Genomic DNA, 19376 nt, shown 5'->3' on the forward strand with positions numbered 1-19376 from the left:
GACCTGGGGGCGAAACCTCGACTGCCATTGCCGCGCCGCTCCTGTAACGTAGACCCCATCCCGGATCGGTGTCAGTCGCCGCGTCCTTTCTTCCTCGCCCGAACCTCCGAGTCCCGATGTCCCAACGCCTCGACGAGGCCCGTGCCGCGCTGAAAAAAACCTTTGGCTACGACGACTTCCGTCCCGGCCAGGACGAGGTGATCGGCGCCGTGCTCGACGGCGCGGACGTGTTCGCGGTGATGCCGACGGGCTCAGGCAAGTCGATGACCTACCAGCTACCCGCACTGGTGGATGCGGGGCTCACCGTGGTGGTCTCGCCCCTGATCGCGCTGATGCACGATCAGGTGCAGCAGATGCACGCCTTCGGCATCGAGGCCGCGACCCTGAACTCGACGGTGGCCGAGGTGACCTCGCGGGAGACGTGGCGCAAGATCCGCTCCGGCGACCTACGGCTACTGTTCGTCTCGCCCGAACGCCTGCTGATGGACTGTTGCATGGAGGCCTTGCGCGGGGCCGGCGTGCGGCGGCTCGCGGTGGACGAGGCGCACTGCGTCTCGCAATGGGGCCACGACTTCCGACCCGAATATCGTGAGATCGCTCGCGCCCGCGAGGCGCTCGGCAACGTCCAGACGCTGGCGCTGACCGCCACCGCCGACGCGGCGACCCGAGCCGAGATCGCCGAGCGGCTCTTTCCCGCCGGCCGTTCCCCCAAGACTTTCGTCCACTCCTTCGATCGGCCGAACATCCGGCTGACCTTCCAGCCGAAGGACAACCCGACCCGCCAGTTGGAGCGCTTCTTGCGCGACCGGCGGGCGGAGAGCGGCATCATCTACTGCTCGTCGCGCAAGCGCGTGGAGCAACTCGCCGATACCCTGAAGGCGGACGGATTCAACGCCCTGCCCTACCATGCCGGTCTCGACCAGGGCACGCGGGCGCGCAACCAGGACACCTTCCTGCAAGAGGACGGCGTGGTGATGACCGCCACGATCGCCTTCGGCATGGGCATCAACAAGCCGGATGTGCGCTACGTCTGTCACGCCGACATGCCGACCAACATCGAGGGCTACTATCAGGAGATCGGCCGCGCCGGCCGCGACGGGCTGCCCTCCGACACCCTGACTCTCTACGGCCTCGACGATATGGCGCTGCGCCGCCGCCAGATCGATGAGAAGGAGATCTCGGAGGAGCGCCGCCGGGTCGAGCGACGCAAGCTCGAGGCGATGATCGCGCTGTGCGAGGGCGCCGCCTGCCGCCGTCAATCGCTGCTCGGCTATTTCGGCGAGGCGAGCGAGCGCTGCGGCCGCTGCGATCTCTGCCGCAGCGGCGTCTCGCTCATCGACGGCACCGTGGCGGCGCAGAAGCTGCTGTCGGCGATCGTGCGCACCGGCCAGCGCTTCGGCGCGGCCTATGTCTGCGACGTCGTCCACGGGAAGGAGAGCGAGCCGATCCGCCGCAACGGCCACGCCGCGCTGAAGACCTTCGGCGTCGGCAACGACAAGCCGGTGGCCGCGTGGCGCGCGCTCCTGCGCCAGCTTTTCGCAGCCGGGGCGGTCGCCGAGAACACCGACGGCTATGGTGGCCTCGTCATGACCGAGAAGGGCGAGGCGATCCTGTTCGGACGCGAGAGGATCGAGGTCCGGCCCGACCCCGAACCGAAGAAGGCCGAGCCGAAGAACCGCCGGCCTGCAGCCCGCGACGACGACGCCAATGCGCTGAGTGAGGCGGACGAGGCGCTGTTCCAGCATCTGCGGGGCCTGCGCGCCACCATCGCCCGGGCGGAAGGCATCGCCGCCTTCATGGTGTTTCCCGATCGTACCCTGATCGAGATGGCGCGCTCGAAGCCCGTCGATCTCTGGGCGCTGCGCACGGTCCACGGCGTCGGCGAGCGCAAGCGCGAGGCCTACGGTGAGCGGTTCACCGACGCGATCCGCGAGTTCCTCGACGACGCCAAGAAGGCCGGCTGACCGGCGTCGTCCCCTCGCGACCCGAGCTGAAGCTCTCCTGTCGGACGAACCGGCGACTCGGTTGGACCCCCCGTCGCACGCAAGCGGACTTGCCACGCAAGGGTTATCCACATATTGTCCACAGGAAGAACATAACGCGAACATCGGCCGTCAGCTGAGGCGGCATTCTTCCGTCCACGGACCCGGTCCACAGCCTGGGGACAACCATGAGAACCGCCGACAAGCAGATCGCCGACATCCTCGTGCGCTATGGCGAGCCCTTCGCGGGCAATGTCTGGCGCGTGCAGGGCACCGCCGTCATCTATCACAAGACGCTGGAACGGATTGCCGGCCACACCAAGATCCGCTTCGATCCGCCGACCCTGCTGCGCAGCGAGCGCGACGAGGCGGTGATCCTCGTCACCGGCCGCATGCCCGGTGAGAAGGCCGGCGAGGAGCGGGTCGAGTGGTCGATCGGCGAGGCGCTGGTCAACGTGAACTACCGCGTCTCCGGCCGGCAGGCGGCCTATGTCTACGCCATGGCCGAGAAGCGGGCGAAGGACCGGGTCATCCTCAAGCTGATCGAGCTGCACGGCCTCGTCTATTCCGAGGAGGAGGCGGACGAATTCCGCCAGAACCAGCCGATGGCGATCCGCGCCGTGGATGAGGATTTCGACGCCTCCCCGGCCTTCGACGAGGTGACCGAGCAGGAAGCCGACCTCAAGCGGCTGATCGATGAGGCGGAAACGATCAACGCCGTCACCGACCTGATGCTCGACGAGCGCACCCAAGCCACCCTCAACGCCATGCCGCACGGCACCCGCGAGGAGGTGCGCGACTACGCCAAGGCGCGCTTGCGGGCGCTCGGCTGGCCCCCGGCCAAGAAGGCCGGACGCGGCAGCCGCGCCGCCTAATCGGTTCCCGAACGAGAAGCCGTCTGGCGGAGCCTCGGCCATCCTGGGCTCCGCCCTGGACCCGCGAAAGGTCTCGACCTTTCGAAACCATGACGGGGTGTGAGCATGAACGCGCCGGTCCGGCCGCCCGATCTCGACCTGCTCGCCGGCTCGGTCGAGCGGGTGACGTTCCATAGCGCCGAGACCGGCTTCTGCGTCCTCAAGGTTCATGCGCGGGGCAAGCGCGACCTCGTGCCGGTGGTGGGCCACGCCCCCGCGATCGCCGCGGGCGAGTGGCTGACGGCCTCGGGGCGCTGGGTCACCGACCGCGAGCACGGCCTCCAGTTCCGTGCCGACACGCTCCAGGTGACGCCGCCGACGGGGATCGAGGGCATCGAGCGCTATCTCGCCTCCGGCCAGATGCGCGGCATCGGCCCGATGATGGCCAAGCGCATCGTCGCCGCCTTCGGCGAGGCGGTCTTCGAGATCATCGAGGCGGAGCCCGCCCGCCTCACCGAGGTCGAGGGGATCGGCCGCAAGCGCGCCGCTCGTATCGTAAAGGGCTGGGCCGAGCAGAAGGCCGTGCGGGAGATCATGATCTTTCTGCACGCACACGGCGTCGGTACGGCGCGGGCGACCCGGATCTTCCGCACCTACGGCGGGGACGCGCTGAAGGTGATGGCGGAGGATCCCTATCGCCTCGCCCGCGACATCCGGGGCATCGGCTTCCGCACAGCGGACGCGATCGCGTTGCGCCTCGGCCTCGCCCGCGAGGCGCCCCAGCGGCTCGCCGCCGGCGTGTCGTACGCGCTCCAGACGGCAATGGACGAGGGCCATTGCGGCCTACCCGTCGAGCGGCTGGTGGGCCTCGCCGCCGATCTCCTCGACGTCGCGCCCGATCTCGTCCGCGTTGCCGCGGCGTTGGCGCTGCGCGAGGGTCGCGAGGTTGTGGCCGATACGCTGCGCGGCGAGCCCTGCCTGTTTCTCAAGGGCCTGCACGGCGCCGAGCGCGCCATCGCGATGCGGCTCGCCGAGCGCGCCGCCGGCACCCCGCCCTGGCCGCCGATCGACCTCGCGATGGCTCGCCCCTGGGTCGAGGCGAAGACCGCCAAGACGCTCTCCGCCTCGCAGGCCGAGGCGGTCGAGCTGGTGCTGCGCTCCAAGCTCTGCGTGCTCACCGGTGGCCCCGGTGTCGGCAAGACCAGCACCCTCGACGCAATCCTGCGCATCCTTACGGCCAAGGGCGTGCGGGTGCTGCTCGCCGCCCCCACAGGCCGCGCGGCCAAGCGCATGGCCGAGCAGACGGGGCTGGAGGCCCGCACCCTTCACCGCCTGCTGGAGATCGACCCGCGCAACGGCGGCTTTCAGCGCGCTGAGGACAATCCCCTTGATTGCGACCTCCTCGTCATCGACGAAACCTCGATGGTTGACGTGCCGCTGATGAACGCCGTTCTCAAGGCGGTGCCGGACCATGCCGGCCTGATCCTCGTCGGCGACGTCGATCAGTTGCCCTCCGTTGGCCCCGGTCAGATTCTCGCCGACGTGATCGCGTCGGGCCGGGTGCCGGTGGCCCGCCTCACCGAGATCTTTCGCCAAGCGGCGGAGAGCCGGATCGTCGTCAACGCCCACAGCATCAACACCGGCCGGATGCCGGTCACGGCGCCCAAAGGCGAGGCGAGCGACTTTTACCTCGTCGAAATCGAGGATGCGGACCAGGGCGTCGAGACACTTGTCGAGCTCGTGACCCGGCGCATCCCGCAGCGCTTCGGCCTCGATCCAGCCCGCGACATTCAGGTTCTGACGCCGATGATCCGCGGCTCGCTCGGCAGCCGCAACCTCAATCACGCCCTGCAGCGGGTGCTGAACCCCGCGCCGCCGGCGCAGGTCGAGCGCTTCGGCTGGCGCTTCGCCCCCGGTGACCGGGTGATGGAGACCCGCAACGACTACGACCGCGACGTGTTCAACGGCGATCTCGGCACGGTCAGCGCCATCGATTCCGAGGAGGAGGCGCTCGTGGTCGATTTCGATGGGCGCCCGGTGATCTATCCCTTCGGTGAACTCGACACGCTTGTGCCGGCCTTCGCCACCACGATCCACAAGGCGCAAGGCTCGGAATACCCGGCGGTGGTGATCCCGGTGGTCACGCAGCACCGCACCATGCTCGCGCGCAACCTGCTCTATACCGGTGTCACCCGTGGGCGCCGCCTCGTGGTGCTGGTCGGCCAGCGCCGGGCGATCGGCATGGCGATCCGCGAGGCGGCCTCGCGGCGGCGCTGGACCAAGCTGCGGGAATGGCTCGAAGCGGGCTGAGCGGAATGTTGTCACCGTATTGCCCTCGCCCCAGGCCTTGCTCATCGTGTAGGCAGCGGGTGAACGGGCGGCGCGGTCGGCGTGCCCGGCCCTTTCAAAAGGCGAGCGACCCACCATTCCTGATCCCGACTCCACGCAGCCGGTGCGGCAGGTTTTCTATCTGCCGGGTTTTGATCCCCGCGAGCCGGAAACCTATTGGGGCCTGTTTCGCCGCGAGAGCCGCCTCACGGCCGAGCGGCGCGGCATGGCGATCACCGTCGGCGAGCCGGTCCGCTCGGCGGACGGCATCAGCCTTGATTGGGATGTGGAAAGCGAGGCCGACGGCGCCGCGACGCGGGTGCGCTACAGCCTCCTGCGCTGGGACGACATCGTCCGTGACCGCTTTCCCCGCTCCAACCTCCGCCGTCTGACAAGTCTGCCGGGATTGTGGTGGCGGCTGTGGCGCTCCGGCTACCTGCGGACGTTCAAGCGAGAAGCGCGCCGCTTCTACCGGGTCATCGTCAGCGTCCATCAGTTCTACGGGGTGTTCGTCCTGGCGAGCCTTGCGCTCGCCGCCGCGGCGGTGACGCTGACGCCTCTGGCGCAGTGGCCGCTGCCGGCCCGCGTCGCACTCGTCCCGGTCCTCGCCTACGCGATCCTATCGCTCGTGACGCATCTGACCCGCGGAAAGCCGCTCTACGTCACCCATCTCGTCGACGATACTGCCTTCACCCACGATCATGCCTCCGGCCGCGAGACTGTGATGCGCGAGCGTCTGGGGCCGTGGGCAGAGCGCATCCGCGCCGCGGAGGGCCGAGCCTCCGAGATCGTGGTGATCGGTCATTCCTCATCGAGCTTCCTCGCCTTCGAATGCCTCGATCGCATCCTGAAGGCCGATCCCGGATTCGGCCGGCGCGGCACGCCGGTGACGCTCGTGACCATCGGCAGTGTCATCCCTTGGATCACCCTCGATCCGCAGGCGAAGGCGACGCGGGCCGCCCTCGACCGGATCGGCCACGAGACGGCGATCGGTTGGCTCGACGTCCGCGCCCAATGGGATTGGCTCTCGATCCACCTGCGCGACCCCGTCAGCGCCTCGGGCCTGCCGCCACCACCCCGCGACCGCTTTGCGGTGATGCGCGTCGAGATCGAGGATCTGATCGAGCCGGCGCTGGTGGCGCGGCGGCGCTGGAACCTGTTCCGCATGCATTTCCAGCTCCTGATGTCGAGCCGGTCCCGGGATGTCTTCGACTACATCGCCCTGGTGGCCGGGCCGGAGCCGGTCCACGAGGCGGTAGAGCGCTGTCGGAGGCGGCGTGTCGGAGCGGCGAGCCCGGAATTGACCTAAAAGAAAAGGTCGAACCAGCTTGTGCGCAACCCGACCGGATCGGCGCCTGCCCTTGGCAGCCGGTGCTGATCCGCTCTAGAGCGAAGCGCAAAGTCAATTCGCGTCGCAGCGAACCTATCCGGTCCGCCATGGACCGTTTCCGGCCAGCGCCGGATCGACCTGCGACGGAGGTTTGGGATAGAGCCTTCGGATGTTTCGCAACGATGTTCCGATCACGCCCGAGCTGGTGCGGCAGCACGGCCTGACACCCGACGAGTATGAGCGCTTCCGCGCGCTCGTCGGCCGCGAGCCGAAGCTGACCGAACTCGGCATCGTTTCGGCGATGTGGAACGAGCACTGCTCCTACAAATCCTCGCGCAAGCACCTGCGCGGCCTGCCGACCTCAGGTCCCCACGTGATCCAGGGGCCGGGCGAGAATGCCGGCGTCATCGATATCGGCGACGGCCTCGCCTGCGTCTTCAAGATGGAGAGCCACAACCACCCGAGCTTTATCGAGCCCTATCAGGGCGCGGCGACCGGCGTCGGTGGCATCCTGCGCGACGTGTTCACCATGGGCGCGCGGCCGATCGCGGCGCTCAACGCCCTGCGCTTCGGCTCGCCGGACCATCCGCGCACCCGCCACCTCGTCTCCGGCGTCGTCGCGGGCGTGGGCGGCTACGGCAATTCCTTCGGCGTGCCGACGGTGGGCGGCCTCGTCGGCTTCCACAAGCGCTACGACGGCAACATCCTCGTCAACGCCATGGCGGTCGGCCTCGCCCGCACCGACGCGATCTTCTACGCGGCGGCCACCGGCATCGGGAACCCGATCGTCTATCTCGGCTCGAAGACCGGCCGCGACGGCATCCACGGCGCGACCATGGCTTCAGCCGAGTTCGACGATGCCAGCGAGTCGAAGCGGCCGACCGTGCAGGTCGGCGATCCCTTCGCCGAGAAGCTGCTGCTCGAAGCCTGCCTCGAACTGATGGCCTCGGGCGCCGTCATCGCCATTCAGGACATGGGCGCGGCCGGCCTGACCTGCTCGGCGGTGGAGATGGGGGCCAAGGGCGATCTCGGCGTGGAGCTGCACCTTGAGAAGGTGCCGACCCGCGAAGAGGGCATGACCCCGTACGAGATGATGCTCTCGGAGAGCCAGGAGCGCATGCTCATGGTGCTCAAGCCCGGCATGGAGGCCGAGGCCGAGGCGATCTTCGTGAAGTGGGGGCTCGACTTCGCCGTCATCGGCCACACCACCGACACGCTGCGCTTCGTCATCAAGCACAACGGCGAGACCGTCGCCGACCTGCCGATCAAGGAACTCGGCGACGAGGCGCCGCTCTACGACCGGCCGCACATCGCCAACACGCATCAGCCGGTGATCGCCGCCGCGAGCGTCGAGGCGAGCCTGCCGAATGCGGACGCGCTCAAGCGCCTGATCGGTTCGCCCGAACTCGCCTCCAAGCGCTGGGTCTACGAGCAGTACGACCACTTCATTCTCGGTAACACCGTGCAGAAGCCCGGCGGCGACGCCGCCATCGTCCGGGTCGAGGACGGCCCGAAGGGCCTTGCGCTCACCACCGACGTGACGCCGCGCTACTGCGAGGCCGATCCGGTCGAGGGCGGCCGGCAGGCCGTCGCGGAAGCGTGGCGCAACATCACCGCCGTCGGCGGACGTCCGCTCGCCATCACCGACAACCTCAACTTCGGCAATCCGGAGAAGCCTGAGGTGATGGGCCAGCTCGTCGGCTGCCTGAAGGGCATCGGCGAGGCCTGCCTCGCCCTCGATTTCCCCGTCGTGTCTGGCAACGTCTCGCTCTACAACGAGACCAACGGCGTCGGCATCCTGCCGACCCCGACTATCGGCGGCGTCGGCGTCTTGGACGACGTGGAGCAGCACGCGACGGTCGCACTCAAGCGCGAGGGCGACGTGCTCGTGCTGATCGGCCGGACCGAAGGCTGGCTCGGCCAGTCGCTCTATCTCTCGGAAATCGCCGGCCGCGAGGAAGGTGCGCCGCCCCCGGTCGATCTGGCGGTCGAGCGTCGCAACGGCGATTTCGTGCGCAGTCTGATTACCTCCGGCATCGCCGACACGGTCCACGACCTCTCCGACGGCGGCCTCGCCGTGGCGCTCGCCGAGATGGCGATGGCCGGCGGGATCGGCGCGGCGCTGCCCGCTGCGCCAGATGGCGTTCCGGCCCATGCCTACCTCTTCGGCGAAGATCAGGCCCGCTACCTGATCGCGGTGCCGGCCGAAGCGGCGGCCGACCTTCTCTACAGCGCCTCGGCGCAGGGGATCGACGCGGCGACTGTCGGTATCGTCGGCGGCGACAGTCTGGTGCTGCCGGGCGAGGAGACGATATCCGTTGCCGATTTGAAGGCCGCGCACGAGGGCTGGTTCCCCGCCTACATGGCGAGCCAGCCGGCCGCTCCGGCGGCGTAACGAGACGAGAGCAAGCGGAGAGCCCCGATGCCGATGGATGCGCGCGAGATCGAGTCGATGATCCGCGAGGCGCTGCCCGACGCCCAGATCGAGATCAAGGATCTGGCGGGCGACGGCGACCACTACGCCGCGACCGTCATCTCCTCCGCCTTCAAGGGCAAGACCCGGGTGGCGCAGCACCAGATGGTCTACGGCGCGCTCCAGGGACGGATGGGGGGCGTGCTCCACGCCCTTGCGCTGACCACCGGGGTTCCGCAGGATTGAGCCGATCTTGAAATCGGGCGGACAGGTCTGATTTCACTCCTGACCGAGACGACGACACAACGAGGACCGTGCGATGACCGACGTCAACACCGCCATCAAGACCGAGATCGACTCCCAGGACGTGGTCGTGTTCATGAAGGGCACGCCGCAATTTCCGATGTGTGGCTTCTCCGGACAGGTCGTCCAGATCCTCAACTACCTCGGCGTGCCGTTTAAGGGCGTGAACGTGCTCGACGACATGGCGGTGCGTGAGGGCATCAAGGCCTATTCCAACTGGCCGACGATTCCGCAGATCTACGTGAAGGGCGAGTTCGTCGGCGGCTGCGACATCGCCCGCGAGATGTTCCAGTCTGGTGAACTGCAGCAGTTCCTGTCCGAGAAGGGCGTGCCGGTGAAGAGCGCCGCCTGAGCGGCGTCTCTTTCGGGAAACACTTCGCCTTCACCGGGCTTGTCTCTCGGCGGCTACGCCGGGAGATCAACATGCACGACGTCATCATCGTGGGCGGCGGCCCGGCCGGGCTCAGCGCCGCCCTGATCCTCGGTCGCGCGCGCCGCAAGGTCCTGCTCTGCGATGCCGGCGAGCCGCGCAACGCCGCGACGCCACGCACCTGGGGTCTGTTCACCCGCGACGGCACCCCGCCCTTCGATCTGAGGGCGCAAGGCCGGGCCGATCTCGAGCGCTACGAGACGATCGAGTGTCGTGAGATCGCCGTTCGTGAAGCCTCCCGCGACGAGGACGGCTTCACCATCCTCCTGGCCGACGGACGCCGCGAGCGGGCACGCCGCCTCATCCTCGCAACAGGCCTCGCGCAGGACATCCCCGAGATCGAGGGTTTTGACACTTACTGGGGCACCGGTGTCCATTCCTGCCCCTATTGCGATGGGTTCGAGGTGCGAGACCGTCCGCTCGTCGTCTACGGCCGCGGGCATGGCGGCTGCGGACTCGCCCTCGAACTGACCGGTTGGAGCCGGGACGTCACGCTCTGCACCAATGGCGGCGACGCCGATCTCTCGGACAAGGACCGCGACCGGCTGAACCGCAATGGCGTGCGGGTGATCGAGACGGAGATCGCGCGCCTTGAGGGGGACGGCTCGCGACCCACCTGTCTGCGCTTTCGCGATGGCAATTCGACGCCTTGCGCGGCGCTCTTTCTGATGCCGTTCGCCTGCAGCCCCTCCCCGCTGATTTCCCAACTCGGCTGCGAACTCGACGAGACCCGCAGCGTCGTGCCAACCCGCGAGTACGAGAAGACCAACGTGCCCGGCCTCTACGTCGCGGGCGACGCCTCGCGCCGGGTGCAGTTCGCAGTGGTGGCCGCTGCGGAGGGCGCGATGGCTGCCTTCGCCATCAATGCCGAGTTCGTGGCGGAGGCGACCCGGTAGAACGAGGAGAATAGGCCATCCGGCCGCGAAGGCGAAGGAAAGAGCGGCGCGACGGCGCGTTGTTGCAAGCGAAGCCTTGCGCCCCTCCCGTTCATGCTCCGGAGCCATGATGACCCCACCCGTCCATCCCCACACGCCGCGCGTCGCCGTTGCCTGCGGCTGCGCTCTCGGCGAGGAGGTCGTGTGGGATGCCCGCGACGGGTCGCTGCTCTGGGTCGATATCGAGAACCCTGCGGTCTGGCGGCACTGGCCCGCAACGAATGAAACCACCCGCCTGCCGCTCGATGAGAAGATCGGCTTTGCCCTGCTCACTCGGGATCCGGACCGCGTCGTCGCCGGCTTCAAGTCCGGGGTGGCCGCCTTGCGCCTTTTGGACGGATCCCGCACCCCGCTGGTGCGCCCGGACGACTATCCCGAGAACAACCGGCTGAACAGCGGACAGGTCGGGCCGGACGGGCGGCTCTATTTCGGAAGCATGGATGATGGGGAGGAGGCGGAGACCGGCCGCTTCCACCGCTGGGACGGGAACCGTCTCGAGACCTTCGGAGAGGCTGCCGCCGTGACGAACGGTCCCGTCGTCAGTCCGGACGGCCGCTGTCTCTACACGATCGACACGGCCCACGGCATCGTGCGGATTCACGACCTCGAAGCAGATCGGATCGGCGAAGGTCGCCCCCTCCTCCGCTTCGAGGATGGCTGGGGCAAGCCGGACGGCCTGACGATCGACGCCGACGGCCACCTCTGGATCTGTCATTACGGCGCCGGACGCATCACCCGCTTCACGCCGGACGGACGGATTGCCTATGTCGTGCCGATGCCCACACCGCTCGTGACGAAATGTACGTTCGGAGGAGACAATCTCTCGACTCTCTACGTCACGACCTGTCTACGCGGCCACGATCCGAAACTCGATCCAATGGCCGGCCATCTTTATCAAGTCGAGACGGAATTCCGCGGGCTCCCGCCAAGCCTTTTGGAACTACCGCAGACATGAGCTGTACAACTCTTGCGACGCTCGCGTGCGGCTTCGCACCGCAATAGCATCCGTTGCGGCGCAAATATGAAAGTGCGGTTAAGGCGTAAGAACTGGCGGAACTTATCCCCAATTCGTCAGTTTTTCGTGAACGGTCGAGCTTTCGCTCGTAAACCGCGTTCCCTCATCGAGGGCGAGAGCGGATCATGCCAGTCTTCGATGCGAGGAATCTGACGGAGCAATGTAACGGCGAGGCACTTCTCGCAATGATCCTCCACGCAACGCCGAAGGCGCGCGAGGAGGCCCGCGAACGTGGTCGGATGCGCTTGGAGCGGGCGACCATGCTGGCCGAAACGGCTCCGGTCGTGCCGGGTGCCACCCTCGCTGCGCTCCGGCCCACCGAAGTCGCACCGGCGACCTGAACCGCAATCGTTCGGCCACGGGCAGAATCTTACCAAGCCTGGGGCGTGATGATGCCCTGGCGCGTGACGACGACCCATTGCCGGCCACGACGTTCGATCGCCTCGACCCGGCCGATGCCGGGCACGGCGTCGCCTCTCCCGACTTCGACGAGCCGTCGCCGCCGATCTTCGAGGATGGCAACGCCATCGTAGACGTCGCGCAAGGCCCAGCCCCCCAGGGTCTCGGTCTTCGGTTTGTCCGGGAGACTGTCGGTCTGCGTCGGCTCCGTCGTGTGCGGCTCGGCTTTTGCCTCTGATTTCACCTCGGGCTTGGGCGAAACGGGGGGTGTCGCGGCCTGCGACTTCTTCTCAAGCCCCGCAATCATTCCGGAGAAGCGCTCTGTCTGCTCGCGCTCGCTACGGCTCATCGTCTCGGACAGGTTTGCCAACCGCTTGTCGAGCGCCTGCTCGCCGCGACCGATCCGCTCGCCGAGTACGGCAGCAAGCGCCTTGGTCTCACCGCGAGCGGCCTCGCTGGCCTCGCGCAGGGACGTCGCGATCCGGGCCAGCCGGTCCACCTCCTGCGCGAGCCGAGCCGATTCTACGCGTCCCGCGGCCAACTCGCTCCGGATCTGCGCGATCCCCTCGTCGGCCTGCCCTTGCGGTGCGGCGAGAAGGCCGAGGGACAGTCCGCCGATCAGGGCCACGGCACTTGCTGCGGCGAGACGGCCATGGGCGCCGAGGCGAAAGCTCTTGCGCGCGAGCAGCGCGGCGGGCGCTGTTGCCGGCCCGGCCTTCGCGCCGGCCACCGCCTGCTTCAGCAATTCTTCGGGCGAGATCGTTCCGGTCGGCACTTTCGCCCCGTTCTTGCCCGCTTGGACCGTCTCCGACATGGCACAGTCTTTCCGCTGACGAGGTCGGCAGACCTCGAACGATGATCGACGCGACGGGTCGTTCGGAAGCTACCGGCTTCGATTCGACGTCGCTGCCCGATCGTGGTCGTTGCGGCGAGAGTCAGCCGAAAGCCATGTCGCCGGGCGTTCAAGGATTTCGTTAAGGATGTTTGTTTACTGAAAGGTTACCGGCGCGAAAGCGGCCCCGCTCCCGAGCCTCCCGCAGCAAAACACGCGCCGCTTCGCCTCCAAGGCTGGGGTTTCGGTGCTGTCAGCCCTCTTGCAGTTCAGAGCCAAGCTCGTCCTTCGTGCTGTCTGCACTGCGATTTGCCGCAACTTGAGCATCACCTGCGCGGCTCTCACCTTCTGACCTCGCTTCGTCACCACATGCGTCGGTTCCGGCTGATCCGCTCATCGGCTCGGTCGAAGCCAGCTGGTGAGGTCACATCGCGATCATGCGACTGCTCTGCAATGGAAGTGGAAAAAACCAGGGGTTGTTGATGGCCTCCTGGCTATACAAGCTTTCTTAACGGACGAACGCAATCCTCGGGCGACGAAAAGGATCGCTCCCGATGCGTAAAATTGTTTCGATCATTGTCGGTTGCACCGCTCTGGCGCAAATGTCCGGGCTGGCACAGGCACAGGAACTTTCGAGCCTGCTGACACGGGCTGAGGCGACAATGCAGGACATCGAGAACGGCGCCCTACGAAATACAATGAACCGTGTAGCGCCGAGCCTCGATACCGCGCCGAATCCAGGCCAAGGCAACGCCTTCTACGGTGTGCAGGATGGCATGTATAACCGGATCGACGCGACGCAGACCGGCATCGGCAATCTCATCCGCATCACGCAAAGCGGGATGTCCAACAACGCCGTCATCACGCAATCCGGGTCGTACAACCAGATCACCCTGAGACAGGGCCGCTGAGGCGGGGGCGGTCGCGCGGTCGGATCTGACGCGACCGCACCCGCACCATCCCTTCACGATATCGCTCTCGGGCCGATCGCGCTCGTGATCAATATCGGCTGAAGTTGAGACATTGTGCGGCCGAGTTCAGCAGGGCCGCACAGGGATTGCTCGCACCCGCCGACCGCAGAACGCCTCCGGCCGCGGCACGAAGCTGCGCGGTCGTCAGCGGTGCGCCGGTGCCGTCCGCCGGCTTCGTCCCCCGCTTCGCATTAGTCCCCGTCTCGCGGCGATCCGATATCCGGATCTGGGTGGCGTCAGACGCGACGCTGAACAATGGGATCGGCGGCGCGAGGGATGCGAGCTGAAGTGGCCAGCCGGGTCCGGCCGGACGATAGGCCGATGGCCAACTCGCCGTGTTCACGCCGGTGATGTTGGCGACGTAATCCACCGTCTCCTTCGGCAGCTCCAAGCGGCCGACCAACCAAGCGTCGACCCGGCCGGGCCCTGCATTGTAGGCAGCGGCGGCCAGCGCCCAGTTTCCGTAGCGCTGGCGCAGATCGCGCAGAAGTTCAGCCGCCTTCGGAATGGCCTGAACCGGGTCGAAGGGATCGGCCAGACCGCGCTCGGCCGCCGTCGCCGGCATGAATTGCGCAATGCCGAGGGCGCCCTTCGGGCTCACGGCCATCGGGTTCAAGCCGCTTTCGCGCTTCAACAATCTCAAGAGAAAATCGGACGGGACGCCGGTGCTGGTGGCCGCCTGAGCGATCAGCGTCGCGATCGCCGAGACCGGGGCTCCCGGTGCGATCTTCTCGACGATGGCGATCATGCCCGCGCTCTGCGGTTCGGTCGACGCAACGGTCTGCGCCGGTGTGGTCAGATCCAGCACCGCGGCGCGGGCGCGAACATCGGCCTGCGAGGGTGAGGCGACCAGGGCGACCGCCGCCAGGGCCGGCGCCATCCGTGCGAGCAGGCCGCGCATCGTCTTCAGTTCTTCGCGACTACGACGGCTTCCTGAACCACCTCGGTGGTCGGACTCACCGGCGGGAGCGGCTTGTCCCGCTCGATATATTCCTGGAGCAGGCGCTGCCCGATCGCCGGATCGCGGAACTTCCAGAGGCCCTTGCGAGCCCCTTCCATGAGCGTCGAGTAAACCGCCAGTTCGATCGACTCGCGCACGGCGAACTGGGTCGGCTCGTTGCGCGTCACGCCCGCATCGAACTCGAACAGCTTGTTCACCGCGACGTAACGGAACGTGTTCGTGGCGAGACCGATCGAGTAGATTGTTTTCGTCGTCGTGACGCTGGTGAGCACCTCACCCGACTGCACGGACACGATGCGCATGCCGACCGTCACGACGTCGCGCCGGTAGCGGATGTCGCCGCCGATGCCGAGATAGCGGGCGCCGATGCCGCCGGTCACGAAGTTGGCGTCATAGGCGAGGATGCCGCCTTCGACCAGCAGGCCGGCGAAGCGGATCGGCGGCAGGGGCTTGGCCTGATCCTGATCGAATTCCTGGCGTGTTGCGCGGATGAGCTGCCGCTCCTGCAGGATGTTGGCGAGGCTGCCCCGCTCGACCACCCGGAACCAGCGGCCGCCGCCCGTCCGACGCAGGGCATCCACGAGGAAGGCTGCACCGCCCTGCGTCACGGCCCGCGAAAACTCGGCGAAGTTGTCGCTCGGTTTGTTTTGACCGGTGAGATCGGGGAAGCTGTAGACGGCGAGGTCCACCGCCTTTGCCGGCGGTGGTAGCAGCTCGAGATTCAGGCCCGTCGGCGATGTCTCGGTCACGGTCGGCGCCTCGTTGAGCGGTTCACGCTCGCCGATGGCAACGCACCCGCTCAAGCCGAGCGTCGCGCAGACGAGACCACCGACGACGAGACGCCGGATCGAGAGATTTTCAGCCCGCATAAGGATCTATAATCCCGACCATGACCGAGCTGCTTGGAACAGCCTTCGGATTATCGTGACACAACCACCGTATCCATTTCGTCCGAGTTGGTGTCGGCACAGTCTTGGACCCGATGATGGAAGACTTGCCGAGGCTCAGGGACCGGCAGGCACCACCACGGTGCTGGTCGTTTGGCCATCGAAGATCTGGATACGTACGTTCGCGCCTTCGCGAGCGAAGTTGATCGTCGTACCCTGGAACTCGAACGTGCCGTTCTGCTGAGCGTTCTCGCCGAAGATCGCTCGCGTGATCTGGTTGGCAAGCGAACTGAAGAGCTGTGACTGCAACTGCTGGGCAAAGAGCTGCCCCTGCGTCAAATTCAGACCGTTCCGGCCACCCTGGGTGCCGAACAGCTGGTTGAGACGCTGCTCACGGGCCTGCGGAATATTCTGAGCGGTCGCTTCGCTCTGCAGCCAGCCGCCGTTGAGTGGACTTCCGCCGAAAGCGGGGTTCACCGGCTGGTAGATGAGATTGCCGGCCAGGACCGGACCGGCCGAGAGGGCCAGTAGAACACCCGCCGCCAGGAAACGCGTCTTCATGGTGCAGTCTCACTTTCTGGAGCGTTCTGGACCGCAGCTCAGCGGGCGCGGACTTGCTGGACGCTGATGTTCTTGGGAACACCGACTTGGGTTACGTCGGCGGAAAGGCCGTTGCCGACCTGGTTCACGACGACGTTGGCTGCGCCCGGAACGGAACCGGTCAAGCTGTTGCCGTTGCCGTCCTGCCGCAATTGGAGGTTCGCGCCCCCGGGCGCGTTCACGCTCAGGTCGGCCTGATTGCCGATTCCGGTCTGCTGCAGATCGAAGCGGACGCTCGACCCGACCAGCAAACCCTGTCCGACATTGTTCGAGCCCCGCTGCGCGATCGCCGCCGAATTGCCGTCGCCGAAGATCTGGATCGCGGCCGCGTTGCCCCTACCGGTTTGGCTGATGTCGGTCCGGTTCGCATTGCCGACTTGCAAGTTGGTCGCGACCTGACCGCCGGTACCGCCGTTGAGGCCGAGGATCCGGATCGGGAGCGAGACCGACCCGATGGTCGCGTACTCGACGGCCACTTCGGTCGGAACAGGTTGTCCGCTCGACTGTTGAGCTGATGCGGTCGTCGAAAACGACAGTAAAAGCCCGCACGCCGTTAGACGAACGACAGAATGACGGGGCGGCAATCTATGAATGGTCTTCGTCATGTCGATACTTTGCCCAATTCTGCTTAGAGAATTCCTAGTTGATATTTCATTGTACTGATTTGCGTCGCGGATTACTTTTTTGATAACTTGCTATCTGGGGAATAGATTTCCGAGATGGTTATCCGATCTTTGTTACATTTGTATTGTGTCACGGGTAGAGTGGAGTCAATGTGGAACCGGTCTTGCTGATGTCGTCCTGACCGCTCCTGCGAGCCAGCGTGACCCGTGCGCCACAGCCGACCGAGCGGCCTGGATGGCGCCGCTCGTCTCAATGGCTCCGCCTTGTGTCGATGGCCCGGGCGTCCCGTCAGGGCGGATCGGACACATTCGGCCCCTCATGCTCGCAGATATATTCGGCGTCACCGGCATGGATGACGAGGCGGGCTCGATAGTGCCCTTCAGGTTCGATCGACAGGCGTGGTCCCGGAATTCGCAGCGTGGTGCCCGGTGCAAGTGCGAGGTCGGATTGCTGGCTGAGCTGTGCGTTGCCGGACGATCCCCGCTTCGAAACCACCAGGCGGTAGGTTCCCGATTGCGATGTGGTCGAGCGGATCTCCGCGTCGATTCGAACCTGTGAGCCCTGCCGCTGTTCGGAAAGGGTGCAGGTGATGGGCGGAGGTGGAAGGTCGCCGTGCATGGTCGTTCCGCACTTCGCTATAACGCTCGAACCGTGGCCGGATCCCGGAGGGCGCAGCTTGTCCGGGATGTTCGAACCGGCCGGCTTCAGCGCGCAGCGGCCGAATGCAGTGTTCCGTGAAGATGTCCGATGCATCTTTTCCGGCAGGCCGAAATCCGGTGATCAGCCGAAGATCATTCCTGAAAGGGAAGAGCCACCGGCCTGACGAGGCAGGTCGATGGCCTTTTTCAGTCGGTGGGCGTGACCCCATTTTAGTCAGAGATCACGCCTGTGTTCGTCTGCGACGACTTACTTGCTGTGCTGAACGATCGTCGCGGTGTTGCTGGTGCCGTACTGCGCGCTCAGGATGGTGCTGCCCACATTGTTGTACTGCGCGGCCGTGAGCGAGTTGCCGATGCCGAGCTGGGCGCCCGTGATCGTGCTCGCACCCGAGTTATCCTGCGTGAGGTTCGCGTAGTTCAGAGCGCCAGACTGGAGCAGGTAGATGCCTGCGCCATTCGAGTTGTTCTGAGAGATGTCGGCGACGTTGCTCCAGCCGTACTGCTGCGTGGAGATCCGGGCGCCATTCGAGGCGGTCTGCGTCGCGACCAGGAAGTTGTCGAAACCGTACTGGTCCGCGATGATGTCGCTGCCCTCTGAGCCGCTCTGCAGAATAGCAGCGCCGTTGAAAGCACCGGACTGCGAGAGGCTCGCCGTGGAATTCCGATTACCGGTCTGTCCGACTTCCGCGTAGTTGGCAGATCCCCACTGAATGACGTTGGCGTGCGTGCCCGTCGAGTCATCCTGGGCCACGTTGGCCGTGTTGAACTCGCCGGCCTGGCCGACATACATGGTGGAGCCGGAGACATTCCACTGCGAAGCGTAGGCTTCGTTAGTGGTCAGAGACTGATCGATGACAATCTTGGAGTTGTTACGGGTGTCGTCAGCCTGAGTCGCGACAGCGACCTGGCTCTGACCGACCTGCTTGACCTCGATCTCCGAGTTCTGGGTGCTGTCCTGCTGCGTGACAGCGAAATGGCCGGCATCTCTGGGCGCGGTGCGGGCGGTATCCTGGTTGATCGTCGTGGTGGCGTTGCGGCTGCCGGCCTGCCCGCTGGCGGCGTAGTTGAAGCGGCCTTCCTGCGTCAGGTCGATCAGGTTGCGGGAGCCATCGGTCTGATCGCCGTCGAACGCGTTCCGGCTGCCGTTCTGCTCGACAGTGACGGTGTTGTACGTGCCAGACTGCGTGAGGTCGAGCGTGTTGCTGTAGCCCCGCTGCTCCGTGGCGGCCTCGTTGTTGCCGGCGGCGAGAGCAGGCGCACCAACGAGAAGCGCGAGCGTGCTGATCGTGGCGACGGTGAAGTGCTTCATGACTAGTCCCCTGTAAGTTGATTTCTGTCATTCGGCAGTCGCCTCGCCGGATTTTACCGACTGTTGACCAGTCTGGCGGGTGAGGCGGCGGCTTCGTGCAGTCGTTAACGGGGTCTTAAATACGAGGGGCCGCCGAAAGCCGCATCATTCATTCGAATGATAAGATGCCATTTTGGATGGAAAGGATCCGTTTACCTTAACCTGCTGGCAAAATTTGCGAAGATCTCAATGAGCCTTGTCTGAAGTGATTGAAAGCTTGGGCATGACTGATAAAAATATCAGTTCCTATCGTTTTAACATTCGACGATCGAGGCAAGCGCAAATCCGGTCGCGAAAGAGGCAAAATCCCTTCAGGAATATTTCGAAATGTTGCTGATCCGCAGTACAACGCTTGACTGATCTACGGCAGATCTATCGCGCAAGGCGCGAAGTGCATAGACTTGTACGGTAATCTGGCAGGCTTATCGCGAATCTATGCCAGGATAGAAGCCGTTCATGCAGGAACGTGCGTAGTTTGACGTTGTGCGAAACACCACTTCGTCGG

19 protein-coding genes are annotated in these 19376 nt (G+C 65.9%); 12 read left to right on the top strand and 7 right to left on the bottom strand.

The genetic code is table 11. The annotated features are described in order from the left end of the window. Positions 1-116 precede the first annotated feature (116 nt). The 10 genes from recQ to MFF24_RS16860 all read left to right on the top strand — a co-directional run bounded on the left by recQ (position 117) and on the right by MFF24_RS16860 (position 11931). Positions 117-1964 (top strand): DNA helicase RecQ, encoded by a 1848-nt coding sequence (gene recQ, locus MFF24_RS16815; protein WP_238225783.1) that lies wholly within the window; start codon positions 117-119, stop codon positions 1962-1964. A gap of 206 nt (positions 1965-2170) precedes the next feature. Continuing rightward, the gene (locus MFF24_RS16820) at positions 2171-2857 is read left to right on the top strand and encodes a trna delta -isopentenylpyrophosphate transferase (protein ID WP_166057992.1); all 687 of its coding nucleotides are present in this window, start codon (positions 2171-2173) and stop codon (positions 2855-2857) included. Between the two features lie 105 nt (positions 2858-2962). Continuing rightward, entirely contained in the window at positions 2963-5146 is a 2184-nt protein-coding gene (gene recD2 / locus MFF24_RS16825; protein ID WP_238225785.1) for an SF1B family DNA helicase RecD2, read from the top strand. A 142-nt stretch (positions 5147-5288) separates the two neighbouring features. Further along, positions 5289-6473, top strand: coding sequence for a hydrolase (locus MFF24_RS16830; RefSeq protein ID WP_238225787.1), 1185 nt, complete (start codon positions 5289-5291; stop codon positions 6471-6473). 190 nt (positions 6474-6663) lie between these two features. Continuing rightward, positions 6664-8889: a phosphoribosylformylglycinamidine synthase subunit PurL gene (gene purL / locus MFF24_RS16835; protein WP_238225789.1), complete on the top strand. Its 2226-nt coding sequence runs from the start codon at positions 6664-6666 to the stop codon at positions 8887-8889. A gap of 27 nt (positions 8890-8916) precedes the next feature. Then, positions 8917-9153, top strand: a complete 237-nt coding sequence (locus tag MFF24_RS16840; RefSeq protein WP_108938254.1) for a BolA family protein — start codon at positions 8917-8919, stop codon at positions 9151-9153. A gap of 73 nt (positions 9154-9226) precedes the next feature. Then, entirely contained in the window at positions 9227-9562 is a 336-nt protein-coding gene (grxD, locus tag MFF24_RS16845; RefSeq protein ID WP_108938255.1) for a Grx4 family monothiol glutaredoxin, read from the top strand. A 71-nt stretch (positions 9563-9633) separates the two neighbouring features. Then, positions 9634-10536 carry an NAD(P)/FAD-dependent oxidoreductase gene (locus tag MFF24_RS16850; protein ID WP_238225791.1) on the top strand — a complete coding sequence of 301 codons (903 nt, stop codon included), beginning with the start codon at positions 9634-9636 and terminating at the stop codon, positions 10534-10536. Positions 10537-10645: 109 nt separating this feature from the next. After that, complete coding sequence (locus tag MFF24_RS16855) at positions 10646-11530, top strand: SMP-30/gluconolactonase/LRE family protein (RefSeq protein WP_238225793.1); 885 nt, start codon at positions 10646-10648, stop codon at positions 11528-11530. 245 nt (positions 11531-11775) lie between these two features. Then, a complete protein-coding gene (locus tag MFF24_RS16860; protein ID WP_238225796.1) occupies positions 11776-11931 on the top strand; it encodes a hypothetical protein in 156 nt (51 codons plus the stop codon). 29 nt (positions 11932-11960) lie between these two features. On the opposite strand, the gene MFF24_RS16865 is transcribed toward MFF24_RS16860, so the two are convergent. After that, positions 11961-12803 carry a hypothetical protein gene (locus MFF24_RS16865; RefSeq protein WP_238225798.1) on the bottom strand — a complete coding sequence of 281 codons (843 nt, stop codon included), beginning with the start codon at positions 12801-12803 and terminating at the stop codon, positions 11961-11963. Between the two features lie 572 nt (positions 12804-13375). Between MFF24_RS16865 and MFF24_RS16870 the strand changes: the two genes are divergently transcribed. Then, positions 13376-13732, top strand: a complete 357-nt coding sequence (locus tag MFF24_RS16870; RefSeq protein WP_238225799.1) for a curlin repeat-containing protein — start codon at positions 13376-13378, stop codon at positions 13730-13732. A gap of 88 nt (positions 13733-13820) precedes the next feature. On the opposite strand, the gene MFF24_RS16875 is transcribed toward MFF24_RS16870, so the two are convergent. From MFF24_RS16875 to csgH, 5 genes are all read right to left on the bottom strand, one after another. Next, positions 13821-14693, bottom strand: coding sequence for a lytic transglycosylase domain-containing protein (locus MFF24_RS16875; RefSeq protein WP_238225802.1), 873 nt, complete (start codon positions 14691-14693; stop codon positions 13821-13823). Positions 14694-14698: 5 nt separating this feature from the next. Beyond that, positions 14699-15622 (bottom strand): CsgG/HfaB family protein, encoded by a 924-nt coding sequence (locus MFF24_RS16880; RefSeq protein ID WP_133088804.1) that lies wholly within the window; start codon positions 15620-15622, stop codon positions 14699-14701. Positions 15623-15757: 135 nt separating this feature from the next. After that, a complete protein-coding gene (locus tag MFF24_RS16885; RefSeq protein WP_133088803.1) occupies positions 15758-16201 on the bottom strand; it encodes a curli production assembly/transport component CsgF in 444 nt (147 codons plus the stop codon). A gap of 38 nt (positions 16202-16239) precedes the next feature. After that, positions 16240-16845, bottom strand: a complete 606-nt coding sequence (locus MFF24_RS16890) for a hypothetical protein (RefSeq protein WP_238225804.1) — start codon at positions 16843-16845, stop codon at positions 16240-16242. Positions 16846-17152: 307 nt separating this feature from the next. Beyond that, entirely contained in the window at positions 17153-17482 is a 330-nt protein-coding gene (gene csgH, locus MFF24_RS16895; protein WP_238225806.1) for a curli-like amyloid fiber formation chaperone CsgH, read from the bottom strand. 58 nt (positions 17483-17540) lie between these two features. Between csgH and MFF24_RS16900 the strand changes: the two genes are divergently transcribed. After that, positions 17541-17687 (top strand): hypothetical protein, encoded by a 147-nt coding sequence (locus MFF24_RS16900; RefSeq protein WP_238225808.1) that lies wholly within the window; start codon positions 17541-17543, stop codon positions 17685-17687. 83 nt (positions 17688-17770) lie between these two features. Here the strand turns inward: MFF24_RS16900 and MFF24_RS16905 are convergent, their stop codons facing one another. After that, the gene (locus tag MFF24_RS16905) at positions 17771-18832 is read right to left on the bottom strand and encodes a hypothetical protein (RefSeq protein ID WP_238225810.1); all 1062 of its coding nucleotides are present in this window, start codon (positions 18830-18832) and stop codon (positions 17771-17773) included. Between the last annotated feature and the right edge of the window lie 544 nt (positions 18833-19376).

Origin of the sequence: Methylorubrum aminovorans, from assembly GCF_022179725.1 — a bacterium.
Taxonomy (GTDB): domain Bacteria; phylum Pseudomonadota; class Alphaproteobacteria; order Rhizobiales; family Beijerinckiaceae; genus Methylobacterium; species Methylobacterium aminovorans.

What these genes read in the sequence shown, in the direction of transcription:
- recQ (WP_238225783.1), top strand. Translation starts at nt 117, where the DNA reads ATGTCCCAACGCCTCGACGAGGCCCGTGCCGCGCTGAAAAAAACCTTT.
- MFF24_RS16820 (WP_166057992.1), top strand. Translation starts at nt 2,171, where the DNA reads ATGAGAACCGCCGACAAGCAGATCGCCGACATCCTCGTGCGCTATGGC.
- recD2 (WP_238225785.1), top strand. Translation starts at nt 2,963, where the DNA reads ATGAACGCGCCGGTCCGGCCGCCCGATCTCGACCTGCTCGCCGGCTCG.
- purL (WP_238225789.1), top strand. Translation starts at nt 6,664, where the DNA reads ATGTTTCGCAACGATGTTCCGATCACGCCCGAGCTGGTGCGGCAGCAC.
- MFF24_RS16840 (WP_108938254.1), top strand. Translation starts at nt 8,917, where the DNA reads ATGCCGATGGATGCGCGCGAGATCGAGTCGATGATCCGCGAGGCGCTG.
- grxD (WP_108938255.1), top strand. Translation starts at nt 9,227, where the DNA reads ATGACCGACGTCAACACCGCCATCAAGACCGAGATCGACTCCCAGGAC.
- MFF24_RS16850 (WP_238225791.1), top strand. Translation starts at nt 9,634, where the DNA reads ATGCACGACGTCATCATCGTGGGCGGCGGCCCGGCCGGGCTCAGCGCC.
- MFF24_RS16855 (WP_238225793.1), top strand. Translation starts at nt 10,646, where the DNA reads ATGACCCCACCCGTCCATCCCCACACGCCGCGCGTCGCCGTTGCCTGC.
- MFF24_RS16860 (WP_238225796.1), top strand. Translation starts at nt 11,776, where the DNA reads ATGATCCTCCACGCAACGCCGAAGGCGCGCGAGGAGGCCCGCGAACGT.
- MFF24_RS16865 (WP_238225798.1), bottom strand. Translation starts at nt 12,803, where the DNA reads ATGTCGGAGACGGTCCAAGCGGGCAAGAACGGGGCGAAAGTGCCGACC.
- MFF24_RS16870 (WP_238225799.1), top strand. Translation starts at nt 13,376, where the DNA reads ATGCGTAAAATTGTTTCGATCATTGTCGGTTGCACCGCTCTGGCGCAA.
- MFF24_RS16875 (WP_238225802.1), bottom strand. Translation starts at nt 14,693, where the DNA reads ATGCGCGGCCTGCTCGCACGGATGGCGCCGGCCCTGGCGGCGGTCGCC.
- MFF24_RS16880 (WP_133088804.1), bottom strand. Translation starts at nt 15,622, where the DNA reads ATGCGGGCTGAAAATCTCTCGATCCGGCGTCTCGTCGTCGGTGGTCTC.
- MFF24_RS16885 (WP_133088803.1), bottom strand. Translation starts at nt 16,201, where the DNA reads ATGAAGACGCGTTTCCTGGCGGCGGGTGTTCTACTGGCCCTCTCGGCC.
- MFF24_RS16890 (WP_238225804.1), bottom strand. Translation starts at nt 16,845, where the DNA reads ATGACGAAGACCATTCATAGATTGCCGCCCCGTCATTCTGTCGTTCGT.
- csgH (WP_238225806.1), bottom strand. Translation starts at nt 17,482, where the DNA reads ATGCACGGCGACCTTCCACCTCCGCCCATCACCTGCACCCTTTCCGAA.
- MFF24_RS16905 (WP_238225810.1), bottom strand. Translation starts at nt 18,832, where the DNA reads ATGAAGCACTTCACCGTCGCCACGATCAGCACGCTCGCGCTTCTCGTT.